This window comes from Streptomyces sp. NPDC041124 (assembly GCF_055592385.1).
On the sequence record NZ_JBVIYR010000004.1, the window covers coordinates 160,988 to 175,345 of the forward strand.

Annotated in this window: 15 protein-coding genes; 3 read left to right on the plus strand and 12 right to left on the minus strand. The window is 74.1% G+C overall.

Annotated elements, in window-relative coordinates:
- Positions 1 to 56: 56 nt before the first annotated feature.
- From ACZ6A9_RS12435 to ACZ6A9_RS12445, 3 genes are all read right to left on the minus strand, one after another.
- Positions 57 to 566 carry a hypothetical protein gene (locus tag ACZ6A9_RS12435; RefSeq protein WP_468983399.1) on the minus strand — a complete coding sequence of 170 codons (510 nt, stop codon included), beginning with the start codon at positions 564 to 566 and terminating at the stop codon, positions 57 to 59.
- A complete protein-coding gene (locus ACZ6A9_RS12440) occupies positions 563 to 2,290 on the minus strand; it encodes a PHP domain-containing protein (protein ID WP_468983401.1) in 1,728 nt (575 codons plus the stop codon). The genes ACZ6A9_RS12435 and ACZ6A9_RS12440 overlap by 4 nt, the downstream gene beginning before the upstream one ends.
- A 210-nt stretch (positions 2,291 to 2,500) precedes the next feature.
- Positions 2,501 to 2,962: a hypothetical protein gene (locus ACZ6A9_RS12445; protein WP_468983403.1), complete on the minus strand. Its 462-nt coding sequence runs from the start codon at positions 2,960 to 2,962 to the stop codon at positions 2,501 to 2,503.
- Positions 2,963 to 3,090: 128 nt separating this feature from the next.
- On the opposite strand from ACZ6A9_RS12445, the gene ACZ6A9_RS12450 reads away from it, so the two are divergent.
- Together ACZ6A9_RS12450 and ACZ6A9_RS12455 are read left to right on the plus strand one after the other, a co-directional pair.
- Positions 3,091 to 3,630 carry a gluconokinase gene (locus tag ACZ6A9_RS12450; protein ID WP_468983405.1) on the plus strand — a complete coding sequence of 180 codons (540 nt, stop codon included), beginning with the start codon at positions 3,091 to 3,093 and terminating at the stop codon, positions 3,628 to 3,630.
- A 29-nt stretch (positions 3,631 to 3,659) separates the two neighbouring features.
- On the plus strand, positions 3,660 to 4,739 hold the full coding sequence (locus ACZ6A9_RS12455) for a PP2C family protein-serine/threonine phosphatase (protein ID WP_468983407.1): 1,080 nt from the start codon (positions 3,660 to 3,662) through the stop codon (positions 4,737 to 4,739).
- A 31-nt stretch (positions 4,740 to 4,770) separates the two neighbouring features.
- On the opposite strand, the gene ACZ6A9_RS12460 is transcribed toward ACZ6A9_RS12455, so the two are convergent.
- The 6 genes from ACZ6A9_RS12460 to ACZ6A9_RS12485 form a co-directional block, all read right to left on the minus strand.
- Positions 4,771 to 6,174, minus strand: coding sequence for a glucose-6-phosphate dehydrogenase (locus ACZ6A9_RS12460; protein WP_468983410.1), 1,404 nt, complete (start codon positions 6,172 to 6,174; stop codon positions 4,771 to 4,773).
- Positions 6,175 to 6,284: 110 nt separating this feature from the next.
- Positions 6,285 to 7,118 carry a class II glutamine amidotransferase gene (locus ACZ6A9_RS12465; protein WP_468983412.1) on the minus strand — a complete coding sequence of 278 codons (834 nt, stop codon included), beginning with the start codon at positions 7,116 to 7,118 and terminating at the stop codon, positions 6,285 to 6,287.
- Between the two features lie 52 nt (positions 7,119 to 7,170).
- Positions 7,171 to 8,475 (minus strand): diacylglycerol/lipid kinase family protein, encoded by a 1,305-nt coding sequence (locus tag ACZ6A9_RS12470; protein ID WP_468983414.1) that lies wholly within the window; start codon positions 8,473 to 8,475, stop codon positions 7,171 to 7,173.
- 12 nt (positions 8,476 to 8,487) lie between these two features.
- Positions 8,488 to 8,937 carry a DUF7144 family membrane protein gene (locus ACZ6A9_RS12475; RefSeq protein ID WP_468983417.1) on the minus strand — a complete coding sequence of 150 codons (450 nt, stop codon included), beginning with the start codon at positions 8,935 to 8,937 and terminating at the stop codon, positions 8,488 to 8,490.
- Between the two features lie 80 nt (positions 8,938 to 9,017).
- Positions 9,018 to 9,488, minus strand: a complete 471-nt coding sequence (locus tag ACZ6A9_RS12480) for an SHOCT domain-containing protein (RefSeq protein WP_468983419.1) — start codon at positions 9,486 to 9,488, stop codon at positions 9,018 to 9,020.
- 121 nt (positions 9,489 to 9,609) lie between these two features.
- Entirely contained in the window at positions 9,610 to 10,251 is a 642-nt protein-coding gene (locus tag ACZ6A9_RS12485) for an HdeD family acid-resistance protein (RefSeq protein ID WP_468983421.1), read from the minus strand.
- Between the two features lie 167 nt (positions 10,252 to 10,418).
- Here ACZ6A9_RS12485 and ACZ6A9_RS12490 point away from each other — a divergent pair, with 167 nt between their 5' ends.
- On the plus strand, positions 10,419 to 11,822 hold the full coding sequence (locus ACZ6A9_RS12490) for a DUF2252 domain-containing protein (protein ID WP_468983424.1): 1,404 nt from the start codon (positions 10,419 to 10,421) through the stop codon (positions 11,820 to 11,822).
- 15 nt (positions 11,823 to 11,837) lie between these two features.
- Here the strand turns inward: ACZ6A9_RS12490 and ACZ6A9_RS12495 are convergent, their stop codons facing one another.
- The 3 genes from ACZ6A9_RS12495 to ACZ6A9_RS12505 all read right to left on the minus strand — a co-directional run bounded on the left by ACZ6A9_RS12495 (position 11,838) and on the right by ACZ6A9_RS12505 (position 14,346).
- Positions 11,838 to 12,035 (minus strand): hypothetical protein, encoded by a 198-nt coding sequence (locus ACZ6A9_RS12495; protein WP_466426614.1) that lies wholly within the window; start codon positions 12,033 to 12,035, stop codon positions 11,838 to 11,840.
- A 158-nt stretch (positions 12,036 to 12,193) separates the two neighbouring features.
- On the minus strand, positions 12,194 to 12,718 hold the full coding sequence (locus tag ACZ6A9_RS12500) for a hypothetical protein (RefSeq protein WP_468983427.1): 525 nt from the start codon (positions 12,716 to 12,718) through the stop codon (positions 12,194 to 12,196).
- The gene (locus ACZ6A9_RS12505; protein WP_468983430.1) at positions 12,718 to 14,346 is read right to left on the minus strand and encodes an MFS transporter; all 1,629 of its coding nucleotides are present in this window, start codon (positions 14,344 to 14,346) and stop codon (positions 12,718 to 12,720) included. The genes ACZ6A9_RS12500 and ACZ6A9_RS12505 overlap by 1 nt, the downstream gene beginning before the upstream one ends.
- Positions 14,347 to 14,358 lie beyond the last annotated feature (12 nt).

Consider the following 14,358-nt stretch of genomic DNA (forward strand, 5'->3'; position numbering starts at 1 on the left):
GCGCCGAGCCCACGGAGTTCTCCTTCGTCTTCTCGGAGCCGCGCGGCTGACCCGGCTCAGTGGTCCGCGCAGCAGGGCGTGGGGTCCGGGGCCTCGAACGGCACGAGGGTGCCGCCCAGGGCCGGGGTGGCGGCGAGGACGAGTTCGCCGCCCTGCCACTGCGGCCGTACGTGGTCGCGGGTCACCACGCGGGTCTCCGGCGCCGGAGGCCCGGGCGTGCCCAGCACCGTCACGCGGTCGATCGCGGAGCCCGCGAGCAGCTCCGCGACGGTCGTCGTGCCGGTGAGGGCGCAGGCGCCCGGGTAGAGCACCGCACGGCCCACCGCGTCGGGCAGGCCCGGGAAGACGGCGCCGTAGCCCGCGAGGCGCTCCCGGACGGAGTCCGGGAGCGGCCGCACGGGCAGGGACAGCGACACCACGACGCGCGGACGGTCGTCACGCACGAGGTGGGTGCAGCCGAAGGTGTCCTCGGGGAGGACGAGTTCGGCGGCCATCCGGTGCAGCAGGCGGTCGGCGGCGAGCAGGTCCCGGATACCCGCGTCCACGGTGACGGTGTACGGGGTCACGACGGCAGGACCCACACCGGGTTGGAGTAGAACCACAGGTCGCGCCACGGGTCGGCGTCGCCGACGACGTCGAGGGCGGGGCCCGCCGGGTCGACCTTCGCGCCCATCGCGCCGACGGCGCTCCGGTTGCCGTCGGTGCCGCGCAGCCGGACGTACACCGGACGGTCGACGCGGCCGAGGTCGAAGGTGACGCGGACGGTGCCGGCCGACTTGTCGACGTCGTACGAGCGGGCGACGTTCGCGGTGGGCGCGGTGAACGTGTCCCTGTCGGCGACCGGTCCGGTCACCTCGCCCTGGATGACGTCCACGCGGGCGAGCTTGGGGGTGAAGCCGGCCCAGTTGTTGCCGCCGGCGAGGGCGATGTCCGCGGTCAGCGTGACCCTGGTGCCCTTGCGGACGTGCAGGGCGCCGCCGAGGGTGGCCCAGCGGCCACCGCCGAAGACCCGGACGTCGAGGCCGCCGATGAGCTGTCCGTGGTCGACCCAGATGCGGCCGGCGCGGATGCCGTCCATGACGGCGGCGTAGGAGAAGCCGGCGGCGCCGACGTGGGTGCGGCTGTACTGGCCGGGCCAGTAGTCGCCCTCGGTGACGTCGATCCGCCCGCCGTAGACGGGGTCGGGGTAGCGGCCGTCGGTGGCGAAGTCGCCGCCCGGGCCGCGGACGGCGGTGTCGGCGTAGACCTGGTGGGAGTCGGAGTTGGCGGTGATCCACCAGGGGCGGCCCTCGGCGAGCAGGCTGTCCCACAGACCGCCGACGGTGGCGGTCATCCAGTCGAAGCCGCCCCAGGTGCGGTAGCTCTCCAGCGGGTAGCCGGGGAAGGAGTTGGCGCCGGGGCTGCCGTCGTAGATGCCGCGCGCGCGGCCCATGCCGAGCGGCTTCGGCAGGCCCGCGGCCTGGTGGCCTGGGGCGCCCTCGAAGCCGACGGCGATCTGCCGGCCGGTGCCGGTGGCGTCGCGCCAGGCGCGGATCTCGTGCGGGGAGTCGATGCCCTTGCGCGAGGGGTGGTTGGCGAGCATCAGGGCGTCCTCGACCTTGCGTCTCCTCACCTGGTCGGCGAGGAAGTTCAGGCCGGCGACGGCGAGTGCCTCGTTGGCGGGCGTGGAGTCGCCGGCGCCCTTGACGCCGCCGTCGTAGTCGGTCTCGAACTGCTTGAGGACGGCGACCTCGTGGCGGCCCGGGTGGACGAAGACGGTGCCGTGCTCGGCGGCCGGGATGTTCCACTCCAGCCCCTGGAAGACCAGGGTGTCGCCGTAGGCGGCGCGGGCCTCCTTGATGTCCGGGTTGACCTTCTCCACGCCGATCTTCGCGTGGGTGGTGCTGCCGTGGTCGGTGATGACCAGCCAGTCCATGCCGTGCCGGGCGCCCTGGCGGACCTGGTCGACGACGCGGTACTTGCCGTCGCTGCTGTACTGCGTGTGGATGTGGTGGTCACCCGCGAGCCACAGGAAGCCCTTGCCCTTGCCGCTGCCGCTGCCGCGACGGCTGTCGCCCGCCGCGTGTGCCGGGGTGGCCGCACCGGCCCCGGCGGACAGGACGGTGCCGGCCGCGAGCCCCGCGCCGAGCAGCCCGGCCCGGCGCAGCAGCGTGCGGCGGGACTTCTGCTCGGGGTTCAGCGCCTCGTCGGGCACCGAGGTGTCGAAGGCTGCGGGCAGGGGCGCCGTCGCCTCGTGCCGGTGGTCGTGTCCGTGGTGGTGATGCGGTCCGTGTGCGTGCCCGTGCCCCATGGTGTGCCTGTCTCCTCGACGCCGCGGCGCGAGCGCGCCGCGGCGTCGAGGATCGAGGAACCGCGTGAACGTTGAACGACCATCGGGTGAGCGCCGTCTGCCCCGGACACGGCGGCTCGCCCGGCCCCCGCGACGAGCCGGGGATTCCGCCCGGACCCCGGGACCCTTCGTGGCCCGCGTCGCCCGCGCGGTGGAGACCGGCGGAGACGGTTACGAGAGGTCCCCCACGGCGTCGGCGTAGTAGACGGACTCGTGGACGTGGCGGGCGAGTTCGCGGAAACTCCAGCCCTCGCCGGGCGAGTCGTCGAGCTGTTCGCCGGTGAGCACGTCGAGGCGCGCGGCCCAGATGCGGGCGAGCCGGGTGAGGCGGCTGCGGGCCTCGTCGAGGTCCTGCGGGGTGAAGGGGGCGAGATCGGCCCCGGTGGTGATCGTGGAGGCGTGCCAGTGGTCGGGCTGCGGCTGTTCGCCGGCGAGGCGGGCCTCCATCTCCGCGAGATGGTCGATGAGGTGGTCGGTGACACGGCGGATCGCCTTGTGCGGGGTGTGGACGCGGCCGTCGGCGTGCACGGGTTCGCCGTTCCAGCGGGTCCAGGTGGCGGCCAGCGCGAGGACGTGGTCGACCATGCCGGTGACGGCCGCGGAGGGGCTTGCGGTCTGCGTGCTCTCGTTCATGCGGTCACGCTACGAGCGGGACGCTTCGGTGACGGCCGAAGTGTCCGGTCCGGCGGACGGGGGCGGGCAGGGTCCCGCCGTGCCGCTCCCGGACTGCCGCCGTGCCGGTTCCCTGAGAGGATCGCGGCATGGCACAGGGAAGCGGGCGCGGCCCCCGGGTCGTGGCGGTCATGGGCGTCACCGGTACGGGCAAGACCACCATCGGTGTCCTGCTGGCGGCCCGGCTCGGTGTTCCGTACGCCGAGGGCGACGACTTCCACACGCGGGCGGCCGTCGCCAAGATGTCCTCCGGTGTGCCGCTCACGGACGCCGACCGGGAGCCCTGGCTGGACCGGATCGGGGCGTGGGCGCGCGGGCGGGCCGGGCTCGGCGGGGTGATCAGCGGCTCCGCGCTGCACAGGGCGTACCGCGACCGGGTGCGGGCTGCGGCTCCCGGGATCGTGTTCGCGCACCTCACCGGCGACCGGGAGCTGATCGAGGAGCGGCTGGCGCGCCGGCAGGGGCACTTCATGCGCCGGCAACTGCTGGACTCCCAGCTCGCCGAGCTCGAGCCGCTGGAGCCGGACGAGGCGGGTGTCACGGTGGACGTGTCGGGCACCCCGGAGGAGATCACCGACCGCGTCGTGGCCGCGCTGCGCGATCTGGAGCGGTCCGCCATCACGCGGTAGACCCCCTGCCGGCCGATCCGGGGACATGAATGCCCGAGCACCAGAGGAAAGCGGAAGAGCGGCGGCAGCGGCTGCGGTGGCTGCCCGCCGCCGTGATCGTGGGCGCGTTCATGATCGACCTCCTCATCCCGAGGAGCACCAATGTGTTCCCCCTGCTCGCGGCCGCCCCCGGAGTGGCCGCGCCCCTGCTCTCCCTGCGCGGGACGATCGCCACCGGGGTGGCGGCGAACGTCGCCGGACTGGCCCTGGTGTACATCGAGAGGGAGCCCACCGGGGGCGACCTCGTCCCGTTCACCAGTCTGATCCTCCTCACCGTCGTCGCGGCGGTGCTCAACGTGCTGCTGGCGCGCGACCGGCGGCAGCTGCGGACGAGCCGCGAGGTGGCCGCCGCCGTGCAGCGCGCCGTCCTCCCGGAGCTGCCCGGGCGGGTGGGGCGGCTGGCCGTGGCCTCCCGGTACGAGGTCGCCCACGAGGAGGCCGCCATCGGCGGGGACCTCTTCGCGGTCCACGAGACGCCGCACGGCGTGCGGATCCTCCTCGCCGACGTGCGCGGCAAGGGACTCCAGGCGGTCCGCACGGTCAACGCCCTGCTCGGTGCCTTCCGCGAGGCCTGCGACCACCAGCCGGACCTGGCGGGGGTCGTCCGGCAGCTGGAGAACCGCCTCCAGGCGGGCACCGCGCAGACGACCGGCGCGGAGGCCGAGGCGTTCGCCACCGCCGTAGTCGCCGAGCTCCCCCCGGGCCGGTCCGAACTGCGGGTCGCCAACCGGGGCCACGAGCCGCCGCTGCTGGTCCACGACGGCACCGTCCACGCCCTGGAGCCGGCCGCGCCGTCGCTGCCCCTGGGCCTGGGCGCCCTCGGCGGCGACGGCGTTCCGGTCGACGTCTTCGGCCTGCCCGTCGGCGCCACCGTGGTGGTGTTCACCGACGGCATCGACGAGGCCCGCGACGAGGAGGGTCTCTTCTTCGACCCCGTACCGGTGCTGTCCCGGCCCCTGCCGCCCGATCCGGAGACGGTGCTCGACGCCCTCCTCACCGCCGTGCTGCGGCACACCGGCGGACGCCTCCAGGACGACGCGGCGCTCCTCGCCTTCACCCGGCTCGGGTGAACGCCTACGGGGTGTGTTCGAGCCCGTCCCGCTACCGCCCATCGCCCTCCCAGCCCGCCGGGCCGGAGCTTCCGGCCGGGTACTCGTCCAGCGGGACACGGCCGTCGCGCCACGCGTCCAGCACCGGCTCGACGATGCGCCAGGACTCCACCGACATGTCGTCCCGCACCGACAGGGGCTTGACGTCCTCCAGGACGCCCCGGAGGACCTCGCCGTACTCGAGCAGTTCGCCCGGGCTGAAGCCGGCGTCGAGCGACACCGGGGAGAGGGTGGACGGGTCGCCGGGGCCGTTGACGTTGAGGTCCAGCCGGAGCCTGCGCGGCCCGATGCCGATGCGCAGCCGGTTGCCCCGGACCGCACCGGTGAGCCCGTCGGGGACGTGCTGGGGTGCCTTGAACCAGAAGGTGACCTCCTGCCGGGGCGATCCGATCGCCTTGCCCGAGCGGACCCGGAACGGCACGCCGGCCCACCGCCAGGTGTCGACGGCCAGCACGATCTCGGCCAGCGTCTCGGTCTCGCGGGCCGGGTCGATGCCCGGCTCGTCGGTGTAGGAGGGCAGCGAGCGGCCGTCGACGGTGCCGGCGGTGTAGCGGGCGCGACGGCTGAATCGCCCGGGGTCGTGTTCCCGGACGTGGGTGGCGCGCAGGACGTGCGCCTTGGCGTCCCGCACGTCCAGCGGGTCGAGGGTGCTCGGCGCGGGCATCGCCACCAGCGCCAGCACCTGGAGCAGATGGCTCTGCAGCATGTCGCGCAGGGCTCCGGTCACGTCGTAGAAGCCGGCGCGGCCCTCCAGGCCGAGCGCCTCGTCGAACACGATGTCGACCGCGGCCACGTGTTCCGACGTCAGCAGCGGTTCGATCACCCGGTTGGCGAAGCGGATGCCGAGGATGTTGAGCACCGTCGACATGCCGAGGAAGTGGTCGACGCGGTGGACGTGGTCCTCCGGCACGAAGCCGTGCAGCAGGTCGTTGAGGGCGCCGGCACTGGCCGCGTCGGTCCCGAAGGGCTTCTCCAGCACCAGCCGGGTCCCCTCCGGCACACCGATCCGGGACAGTGCCCGGCACGCCTCGACCGTGACGGCCGCCGGCAGCGCGAAGTACAGCGTGAGGCGGCCGCGGCGGTACTCCAGCAGGCGGCGCAGACCGTCCTCGTCGGTGGCGTCGGCTGCCACGTAGCGGGCGTCGCGGACGACGGCGTCGACGGCCGCCCCGCTCGCGCCGCCCTCGGCGAACGCCCCGGCGACGAGCGTCCGCCACGCCTCGTCGCTTCCGTCGCCCCGGTCGCTGCCGACGAGGTGGAGGCCGTCCAGCGACGAGGCGGCGACCAGCCCGCCGAGCCCCGGCAGGAGAAGCCGGGCGGCGAGGTCGCCGTTCGCGCCGAGGACGACCAGGGTCTGCGTCCGGTGCTCGTGCGAGCCGACGTCGCTGGTGCCCATGACACTCCTTGGATGCGGTGGGCGGACGCCGACCAGGGGCTGCCGTCCACCCGTGCTGCCGGCCCTCTCGTCCGGGGCCGTGGGTCTGCCGGTGCGGCGGGGGCGGGCCCCTATGCGGCCTGCGGCGTGAAGTCGGCCATCCTGTCGCCCTCCGGCTGAACGACGCCGTACGCCCCCTCCGGTACGGCGTTCCAGGCGCCGGGCAGGTCTCCCAGGGGTTCGGAGACGATGAGGCGCGTGTCGTCGGAGGCACCGCGCAGGAAGTCCAGGTCCGGGTGGAGGGAGCGCAGGGTCTCCACGCGGGTGCTGTAGAAGAGCGAGCGCGACCGCTTCTGGCTGGAGTAGCGGAACGCCCACAGCCGCGTGCCGTCGGTCACCGCGACCGTCATCTGCAGGGGGAACTCCACGCCGTGCGCGCGCCCGGTGCGTTCCACCAGGCCGGCCATGCGGGCGACGGCACGCGGCGGGTCCTCCTCCAGACCGAGGGACAGCGTCAGGTAGAACATCATCTCGGAGTCCGTGGACCCCTCGATGTCGGCGAACAGTCCCGGGTCGACGGACATCGCGAGGTCCCGCCGGGTGAGGTGGAAGCCCTCGATCGCGCCGTTGTGCATCCACATCCAGGGCCCGTGGCGGAACGGATGGCAGTTGGTCTGCTGCACGGCCGTCCCCGTGGAGGCCCTGATGTGGCCGAAGAACAGCGGCGAGACCACGTGCCGGGCGATCTCCCGAAGGTTGCGGTCGCTCCAGGCGGGCCCGATGTCGCGGACGACCGCGGGACTGTCGCTGTCCGCCCCGTACCAGCCGACGCCGAACCCGTCACCGTTGGTGGTCTCCACGCCCATCTTGGCGTGCAGGCTCTGGTCGATCAGCGAGTGGGCCGGCTTGTAGAGGAGGGTGTCGAGCATGATCGGAGTGCCCGAATAGGCCAGCCAACGGCACATGTCCACCGCCTTCCCGGTCGTCGGCGCGACCGCCGTGTCACGGACCGCCGTGTCAGGGACCGCCGTCCCGCCGTCCCAGCGCGAGCGCGGCCACCCGCGGCCAGTCGGGTGCCCCGCTCCGGTGCCGTCCACTCGCCACCGCGCGCGGAACGCGCACGCGGAGCGCTCCGGGGTCGATCCGGCACACCACCGGGGCCGGCAGCAGGACGTGCTCCCCGTCGACGCCGGCGGGGACGGTCGGCGTGTCCGCCTCGACGACCACTTCCCCGGCGGTCAGCCGCAGCAGCCCGGCCGCGCGCGGGCCGCGCGCCAGGCCGGCGGCCCCTGCCGCTCCCCGCACACGCACCGCGACCACGCCGAGCCGTCCGGAGTCCAGCCGCTCGCGGCGCCCCGGCCGGGCCGCGTCGACCGCCCGCGGGTAGGGGTTGTTGCTGACCAGCACGGCCTGCAACCCCTCCGCCCGGCTCCCGCCGGCCGTCATGCGCAGCCGGTGCGCCGACGGGCCGGACAGCAGCCCGGGGAGCGTCCGGAGGGTGGTCCGGGTCTTGTCGTCCCGGTAGGCGGGCTCCCCGACGACGGCCGCGTACGTGCCGAAGGAGGCGTTGTTGACGAACACCCGCCCGGCGGCGAAGCCCAGGTCGACGCGGAGTTCGACGCCGTCGGCGAGGGCGTCGAGGGCCTTCGCCGGATCGTTCCGGTCGAGTCCGAGGTCGAGGGCGAAGTGGTTGCGGGTGCCGGCCGGGATCACCAGGAACGGCAGGTCGTGCCGGGCGGCCACCTCGGCCACCAGGGCCTGCGTGCCGTCCCCGCCGGCCACCGCCAGCAGGTCCGCCCCGTCGCGGACGGCGTCCTCGGCGAGGGCGGCCACGTCCTGGTGCCCGGCGCCGAGCGGCACCACCCGGACGCCCGCCCGACGCGCCCGCTCCGCCAGCCGGAAGCGGTCGACCTTGCCTCCGCCCGAGCGCGGGTTCATCACGGCCCAGGGACGGGCCGGCGGCGGGGCGGGCACCGGCCTGGCGGGCACGGGCGCCACCGCCGTACGGGCCGCGCCCACGGCGAGCAGCCACAGGGCCAGGGACAGGGCGGCCGGCCCCAGCATTCCGCCCGCGGCGTACAGGGCCAGGACCGTCAGGGGCGCGGTCACGCACAGGAGCGCGCCCAGGGTCCGCACCGCCCCGGCGTGGGCGAGCGTCCACCACAGTCCCACCGCCGCCACCGCCAGTCCGGCGAGGCCGAGCAGCGCCCAGAGCACGCCCCGCAACCCGGCGGCGACGAGCGGGACCAGCACGGCGGCGGCGAGGGCGCACAGCGCCAGTCGCGCCCGCGCCACGTCCCCGCGGGCGACGGTCCGCGACATGGCGCCTTCGGCTCAGCGCTCGGACCGGGAACCCGAACGCGACACGCACAGCGCCCAGATGATGAACCCGGAGAAGGCGATCATCACCACGGACCACACCGGGTAGTACGGCAGGGACAGGAAGTTGGCGATGATGAGGAGACCGGCGATCGTCACTCCGGCGACCCGGGCCCACATCGCTCCGCGTACCAGGCCGAGGCTGACGAGCACCGCCAGCGCGCCGAGCGCCAGATGGGTCCAGCCCCAGGTGGTGAGGTCGAACTCGAAGACGTAGTTCTGTGTCGACACGAAGACGTCGTCCTCGGCGATGCCCATGATGCCCCGCAGGATGTCCAGCACTCCCACGATCATGAGCGAGACGGCGGCGAAGACCGTCAGCCCTTCCGCCCACTGCCGCCGCGCCGGCGGCGCCTTGGCGCCGGTCGCACCGTGCGCTCCGTGTGTCGGGTGTGTGGCTGCCATTCCGTTGCCTCGATTCGGTTCGTACGGTCGATCCGGTCCGCCCGGTTCGTCCGGTTCGTCCGGCGGCCGGGGGCGTACGGTCAGCGCCCCGTGGACGAGGCGAACGGCTTCGAGTGCTCCGACGAGCCGTGGCCGCTGAGGACCAGCTCCTTCGCCCTGCGGAACTCGTCGTCCGAGATGTCGCCGCGGGCCTTGATCTCGGACAGCCGGGCGAGTTCGTCGACGCTGCTGGTCCGTCCGGCCGCGCCCTTGGCGGTCTCCCGGACGTAGCTGTCCAGCGCGTCCTGCTGGGCGCGCGCCTGCGCGATCTCACGGCGTCCCATGTTCTTGCCGCGGGCGATCACGTAGACCAGAACGCCCAGGAAGGGCAGGACGATCGTGAACGCCAGCCAGCCGGCCTTTCCCCAGCCGCTCAGGTCGTCGTCGCGGAAGATGTCCATGACGACCCGGAAGAGCAGGATGAACCACATGATCCACAGGAAGAACACCAGCAGGGTCCAGAAGGCGCTCAGCAGGGGAAAGTCGTACGCGAGGTAGGTCGCCCCACTCATCTCGTCCTCCGTTCCGGGCCGTCCGTGCCCGACGTCGTCGTGTGCCGACTTCAGGGTGTGCGCGGCAGGGGGGTGCCGCCTCACCCGGGGCGGGTGAACCGCCCCGGGTGAGGAGCGGGGTTCAGCCGGTCCGGGCGGGGCCGCGGGCCGTTCCCGTGACGCCGGCCCGGGACAGGGCGGAGCGCCAGGCGACGGCGACGGCCGCCTCGACCAGTCCGAGGAGGACGAGCCACAGGCCCAGGAGCCGGGTCAGTGCCCGGGCCGATTCGGCGGGCAGGGCCAGGACGACGATGCCCGCCACCACGGCGAGCAGCGCGGCGCCGATGACGACACCGCGGTGCGGCAGGTCGCGCGAGGCGAGGGCGGTGAAGAGGGTGAGCATCCCCGACACCAGCCAGACCACCCCGACGATCAGGGAGAGGGCGGCGACGGTCTGCAGCGGGTTGCGCAGGCACAGCACTCCGGCCAGCACGAACAGCACGGCGAGGAGGAGCCCGGGCAGCCGTTCGCCCTGCTCCTCGCGGCCGAGGACGCCGACGAACCGGATGACCCCCGTCACCAGCAGGTACAGGCCGACGAGCACGGCGAGGACGTGCAGGGTGGTGTCCGGCCACACCAGCACGATGACGCCCGGCACCAGGGTGGCGACCGCGGAGGCGAGGATCCACTGCCAGGAGCGCCCGAGCGCCGCCAGGATCCCGGCGGGGCCGCCGGCCAGGGGTTCCGGACCGGCTCCGGGGGCCGTACCGCGTGTCACGGACATGACTCCTCCTTCCCTCGCGGGGGGCGCCCCGCGGGCGCACGGCCAGCCTTCCGTCCGGGCCCCGTCGCGGGGTCACCCTCGACGGGTGATCCGGCCGGGGCGGGGGGACGATGGGATGACGGCGAGCAGCCGTCGTTCGCGGTTCGCGGTGCAGGCGGGAGACAGCGATGACCGTACCGAGCCCGTACCACGCCTTCCCGTCCCCGGCCGAGCGTGCCGCACACGGCAGGAACGCCCGCAAGCGCGTCCCCCGCTCGTCCCACGGCTCGTTCGAGGCCGCCCCGGGCCGGCCGGACCCCGTCGACGTGATCGAGCGGCAGTCCGCGACCCGGCTGCCGGAGCTGGTGCCGGTCCGTCACGGCCGGATGCTGGAGTCCCCGTTCCGCTTCTACCGGGGGGCGGCGGCCATCATGGCGGCGGATCTCGGTCCGCTCCCCCACACCGGTCTGACGGTGCAGTTGTGCGGTGACGCCCATCTGCTCAACTTCCGGCTGCTGGCGTCCCCGGAGCGCCACCTCGTCTTCGACCTCAACGACTTCGACGAGACCCACGCGGGCCCCTTCGAGTGGGACGTCGAGCGGCTGGCGGCGAGCATCGCCATCGCCGGGCGGGCCAACGGGTTCCCGGTCGCGGATCAGAACGACGCGGTACGCGCCTGCGTGGAGGCGTACCGGCGGCGCATGCGGGAGTTCGCCGGGATGCGCACCCTCGACATCTGGTACGCGCAGGACGACGCCGACCGGCTGCGGGAGCTCATGGCCTCGTCGATGGACCGTGAGGCCCGGCGCCGTACCGCCGAGGCGGCCGGCAAGGCCCGCACCCGCACCCACCTCCAGGCCTTCGAGAAGCTCACCCGCGCCACGGCCGAGGGGCGGCGCATCGCCGCCGACCCGCCGTTGATCACCCCGCTGCGGGACCTGCCGGACGGCCCCGCCGCGGAGGAGAAGGCGCTGCGCGAGGTCCTCGACGGCTACGCGCGCTCGCTGTCCTCGGAGCGCCGGCACCTGCTGGGGCGCTACCACCTGGTCGACGTCGCCCGGAAGGTGGTGGGCGTCGGCAGTGTCGGCACCCGCTGCTGGATCGTGCTCCTGCTGGGCAGGGACGACGACGATCCCCTGCTGTTGCAGGCCAAGGAGGCGCAGGAGTCGGTGCTCGCCCCGCACACCGACGGTGAACGCCACGACAACCAGGGCCGCCGTGTGGTGGCGGGGCAACGGCTGATCCAGACGACCAGCGACATCCTGCTCGGCTGGACGCACGCCGTGGGCCTCGACGGCAGGCCCCGGGACTTCTACGTACGGCAGTTGCGCGACTGGAAGGGCATCGCCCGCCCGGACACCATGACCCCGGCGCTGATGGGGCTGTTCGCGCGGCTGTGCGGGGCGAGCCTGGCGCGCGCCCACGCCCGCTCCGGTGATCCCGTCGCCATCGCCGCCTACCTGGGCCGCGGTGACCGCTTCGACCGGGCGCTCACCGGGTTCGCCCAGGACTACGCGGACCTCAACCAGCGGGACTTCGAGGCGCTGGGCGCCGCCGTCCGGTCGGGGCGGGTGCGCGCCGAGAGCCGCTGACCGGTCGGCCGGGGGTCACTCCGGCGCCTGGCGCATCTCCAGCACCCGCAGGCCCAGGGACTGGCAGCGGGCCAGCAGCCCGTAGAAGTGCGCCTCGTCGACGACGTGCCCGAAGAGCAGGGTCTGTCCCGACAGCGTCACGTGCTCGAGTTCCGGGAAAACCCTGATCAGCGGTTCCGAGAGATGTCCCTCGACACGGATCTCGTAACGCATGAGCTGCTCCCCGGATGGCCTGGCCGGCATGGGCCGCGCGCCCCCCGTACCTGCGATGGTCCGCCTCCGGGCGCCGGGCGGACTCACCCCGTACAGGTGAGAGAGCGTGGGTGAGGGCCCGGGTGAGACCGGGGACGAGGGCGCTTCCCACCCACTGCTCAGTGCTTGAGCCAAAGCTTGCAGGAGAGGATCACGAGGCCGAGCACGAGGTTCACCGCGGCCGACAGGACGATCAGGCGCCGCCCGGCACCGGCCCGGCGGGACGCCGCCACCGACCAGCCCACCTGACCCGTCACGGCGACGGACAGGGCGAACCACTGGGTGCCCTGCACACCGAGGCCGAGCGCGGGACTGACGGCCACCGCGACCGCCGGCGGCACGGCGGCCTTCACGATCGTCCACTCCTCCCGGCACACCCGCCCGACGGCACGACGGTCCGGCCCGTGCCGCGCCAGCCGCTCCCCGAACAGCTGCGCGTGCACGTGGGCGATCCAGAACACCCCACCGGTGAGCAACAGCAGCAGCACCAGTTCCACCCGCGGGAACGAGCCGAGCGTGCCCGCCCCGACGATCACCGAGGCCGCGAGCAGGGAACCGTAGACGCCGCCCGTGTAGTCGGCGTGCGTCCCGCGGTCGGCGGCCGGTGCGGGCGGGTGCGCGGCCGCGTGTCCGGCGTCGGACATCACGGCTCCCTCCGACCGGCCGGGCCCCGGCCTTCCGCTGCCGGGCCCCCGGCGCGCCCGGGTGCCGGCCCCGGAAGGCCGGAGGTGACCAGGAAGCTCGCGAGGGTGACGCCGCCGGTGGCGAGGATCGCCGCCTTCAGTCCGTCGAGCTGCGCCGACGCGTAGGAGTCCGTCACGGCGTCCACCTCCTGGGGCGGCAGTCCGGCGCGGACGGCGGCCTCGCGCACCTGCCCGGTGGGGACGAAGGTGACGCCGGCCTCGAGGGCGACACCGACCTCCTGCCGGGCCTCCTGCGACAGCCGGGCGTCCTCCTCCACCTGCGTGGTGAAGGCCTGCGCCAGGGAGCCGACGAGCAGCGACCCGATCAGCGCCGTGCCGAGGGCCGAGCCCAGGTTCTGGGCCGTGTACTGGAGTCCGCCGACCTCGCTGCGTTCCTCCTCCCCCGCGGCGGACTGGACGACGTTGCCGAGCTGCGAGGCGAACAGGCCCATGCCGACGCCCAGCAGGGCCATCGCCCCGGCGAACTGGGCGTCGTCGATGACCGGGTCGATGGTGGCCAGCAGCCACACGACGGCCGCCGCCACGGTGACCAGGGCCAGCCGGACGATCCGGCGGGGGCCCGCCAGGCGTCCCGGCCGGGCCGCGCCGAGCGAGGTCACCAGCATGGCCGCGGACACCGGCAGCAGTCTGAGCCCCGTCTCGAAGGCGTCGAAGCCCTGCACGACCTGGAGGTACAGCGGGATGGTGAAGAACAGCCCCAGCAGGATCAGGTTCTGGCTGACCAGGGACATCAGGCCGGAGGCCAGCGCGGGCCTGCGCAGCAGGGACAGGTGCACCAGCGGTTCGTCGCCGCGCCGGTCCCGGCGGTGCTCCCACCGGCGGAAGGCCGCGAGGACGGCCACGCCTGCGCCGATGACGAACAGGGTCGGCGCGAAGCCGAGGACGGTGAAGGGCGGATTGCGCGGCTGCACCCAGCCCCAGGTGCCGCTCTGCAGCACACCGAGCACGCCGAGCGCCAGGCCCCCCGCGGAGAGCGCCGCACCGACCCCGTCCAGCCGGGGGCGTGCCGCCGTCCTGGGTGCCTCGGTGATCGCGCCGCGCAGCAGGAGGATCGCCAGCACGACGACGACCTCGCCCGCGAAGACCAGCCGCCAGGTGAGGTACGTGGTCACCCAGCCGCCGAGCAGGGGGCCCACGGCGATCCCGGCACCGGCCAGCCCGCCGACGACGCCGTAGGCGACGGCCCGGTCCCGGCCGCGGTAGGACTCGGCGACGAGCGCCGCCATCGCGGGCAGCACCAGCGCGGCGCCGAGCCCCTCGATGACGGACCAGCCGAGGACCAGCACCCACAGGGTGGGCGCGACGGCGGTCAGCGCCGAGCCGGTCGCGTAGACGACCAGACCGCCGAGGAAGACGCGCCGCCGTCCGAGGATGTCCCCCAGCCGCCCGCCGATGATCATGAAGGCCGCCATGACCAGCGCGTACAGCGTGATGACGGCCTGGATCGCGGTGACCTCGGTGTCGAAGTCGTCGACGAGTTGGCTGATGGAGACGTTCATGACCGAGGTGTCGAGGACCATCAGGAACTGCGCGGTCCCCAGGACGGCCAGCGCCCGCCAGTGCGTCACGGCATCTCCCTC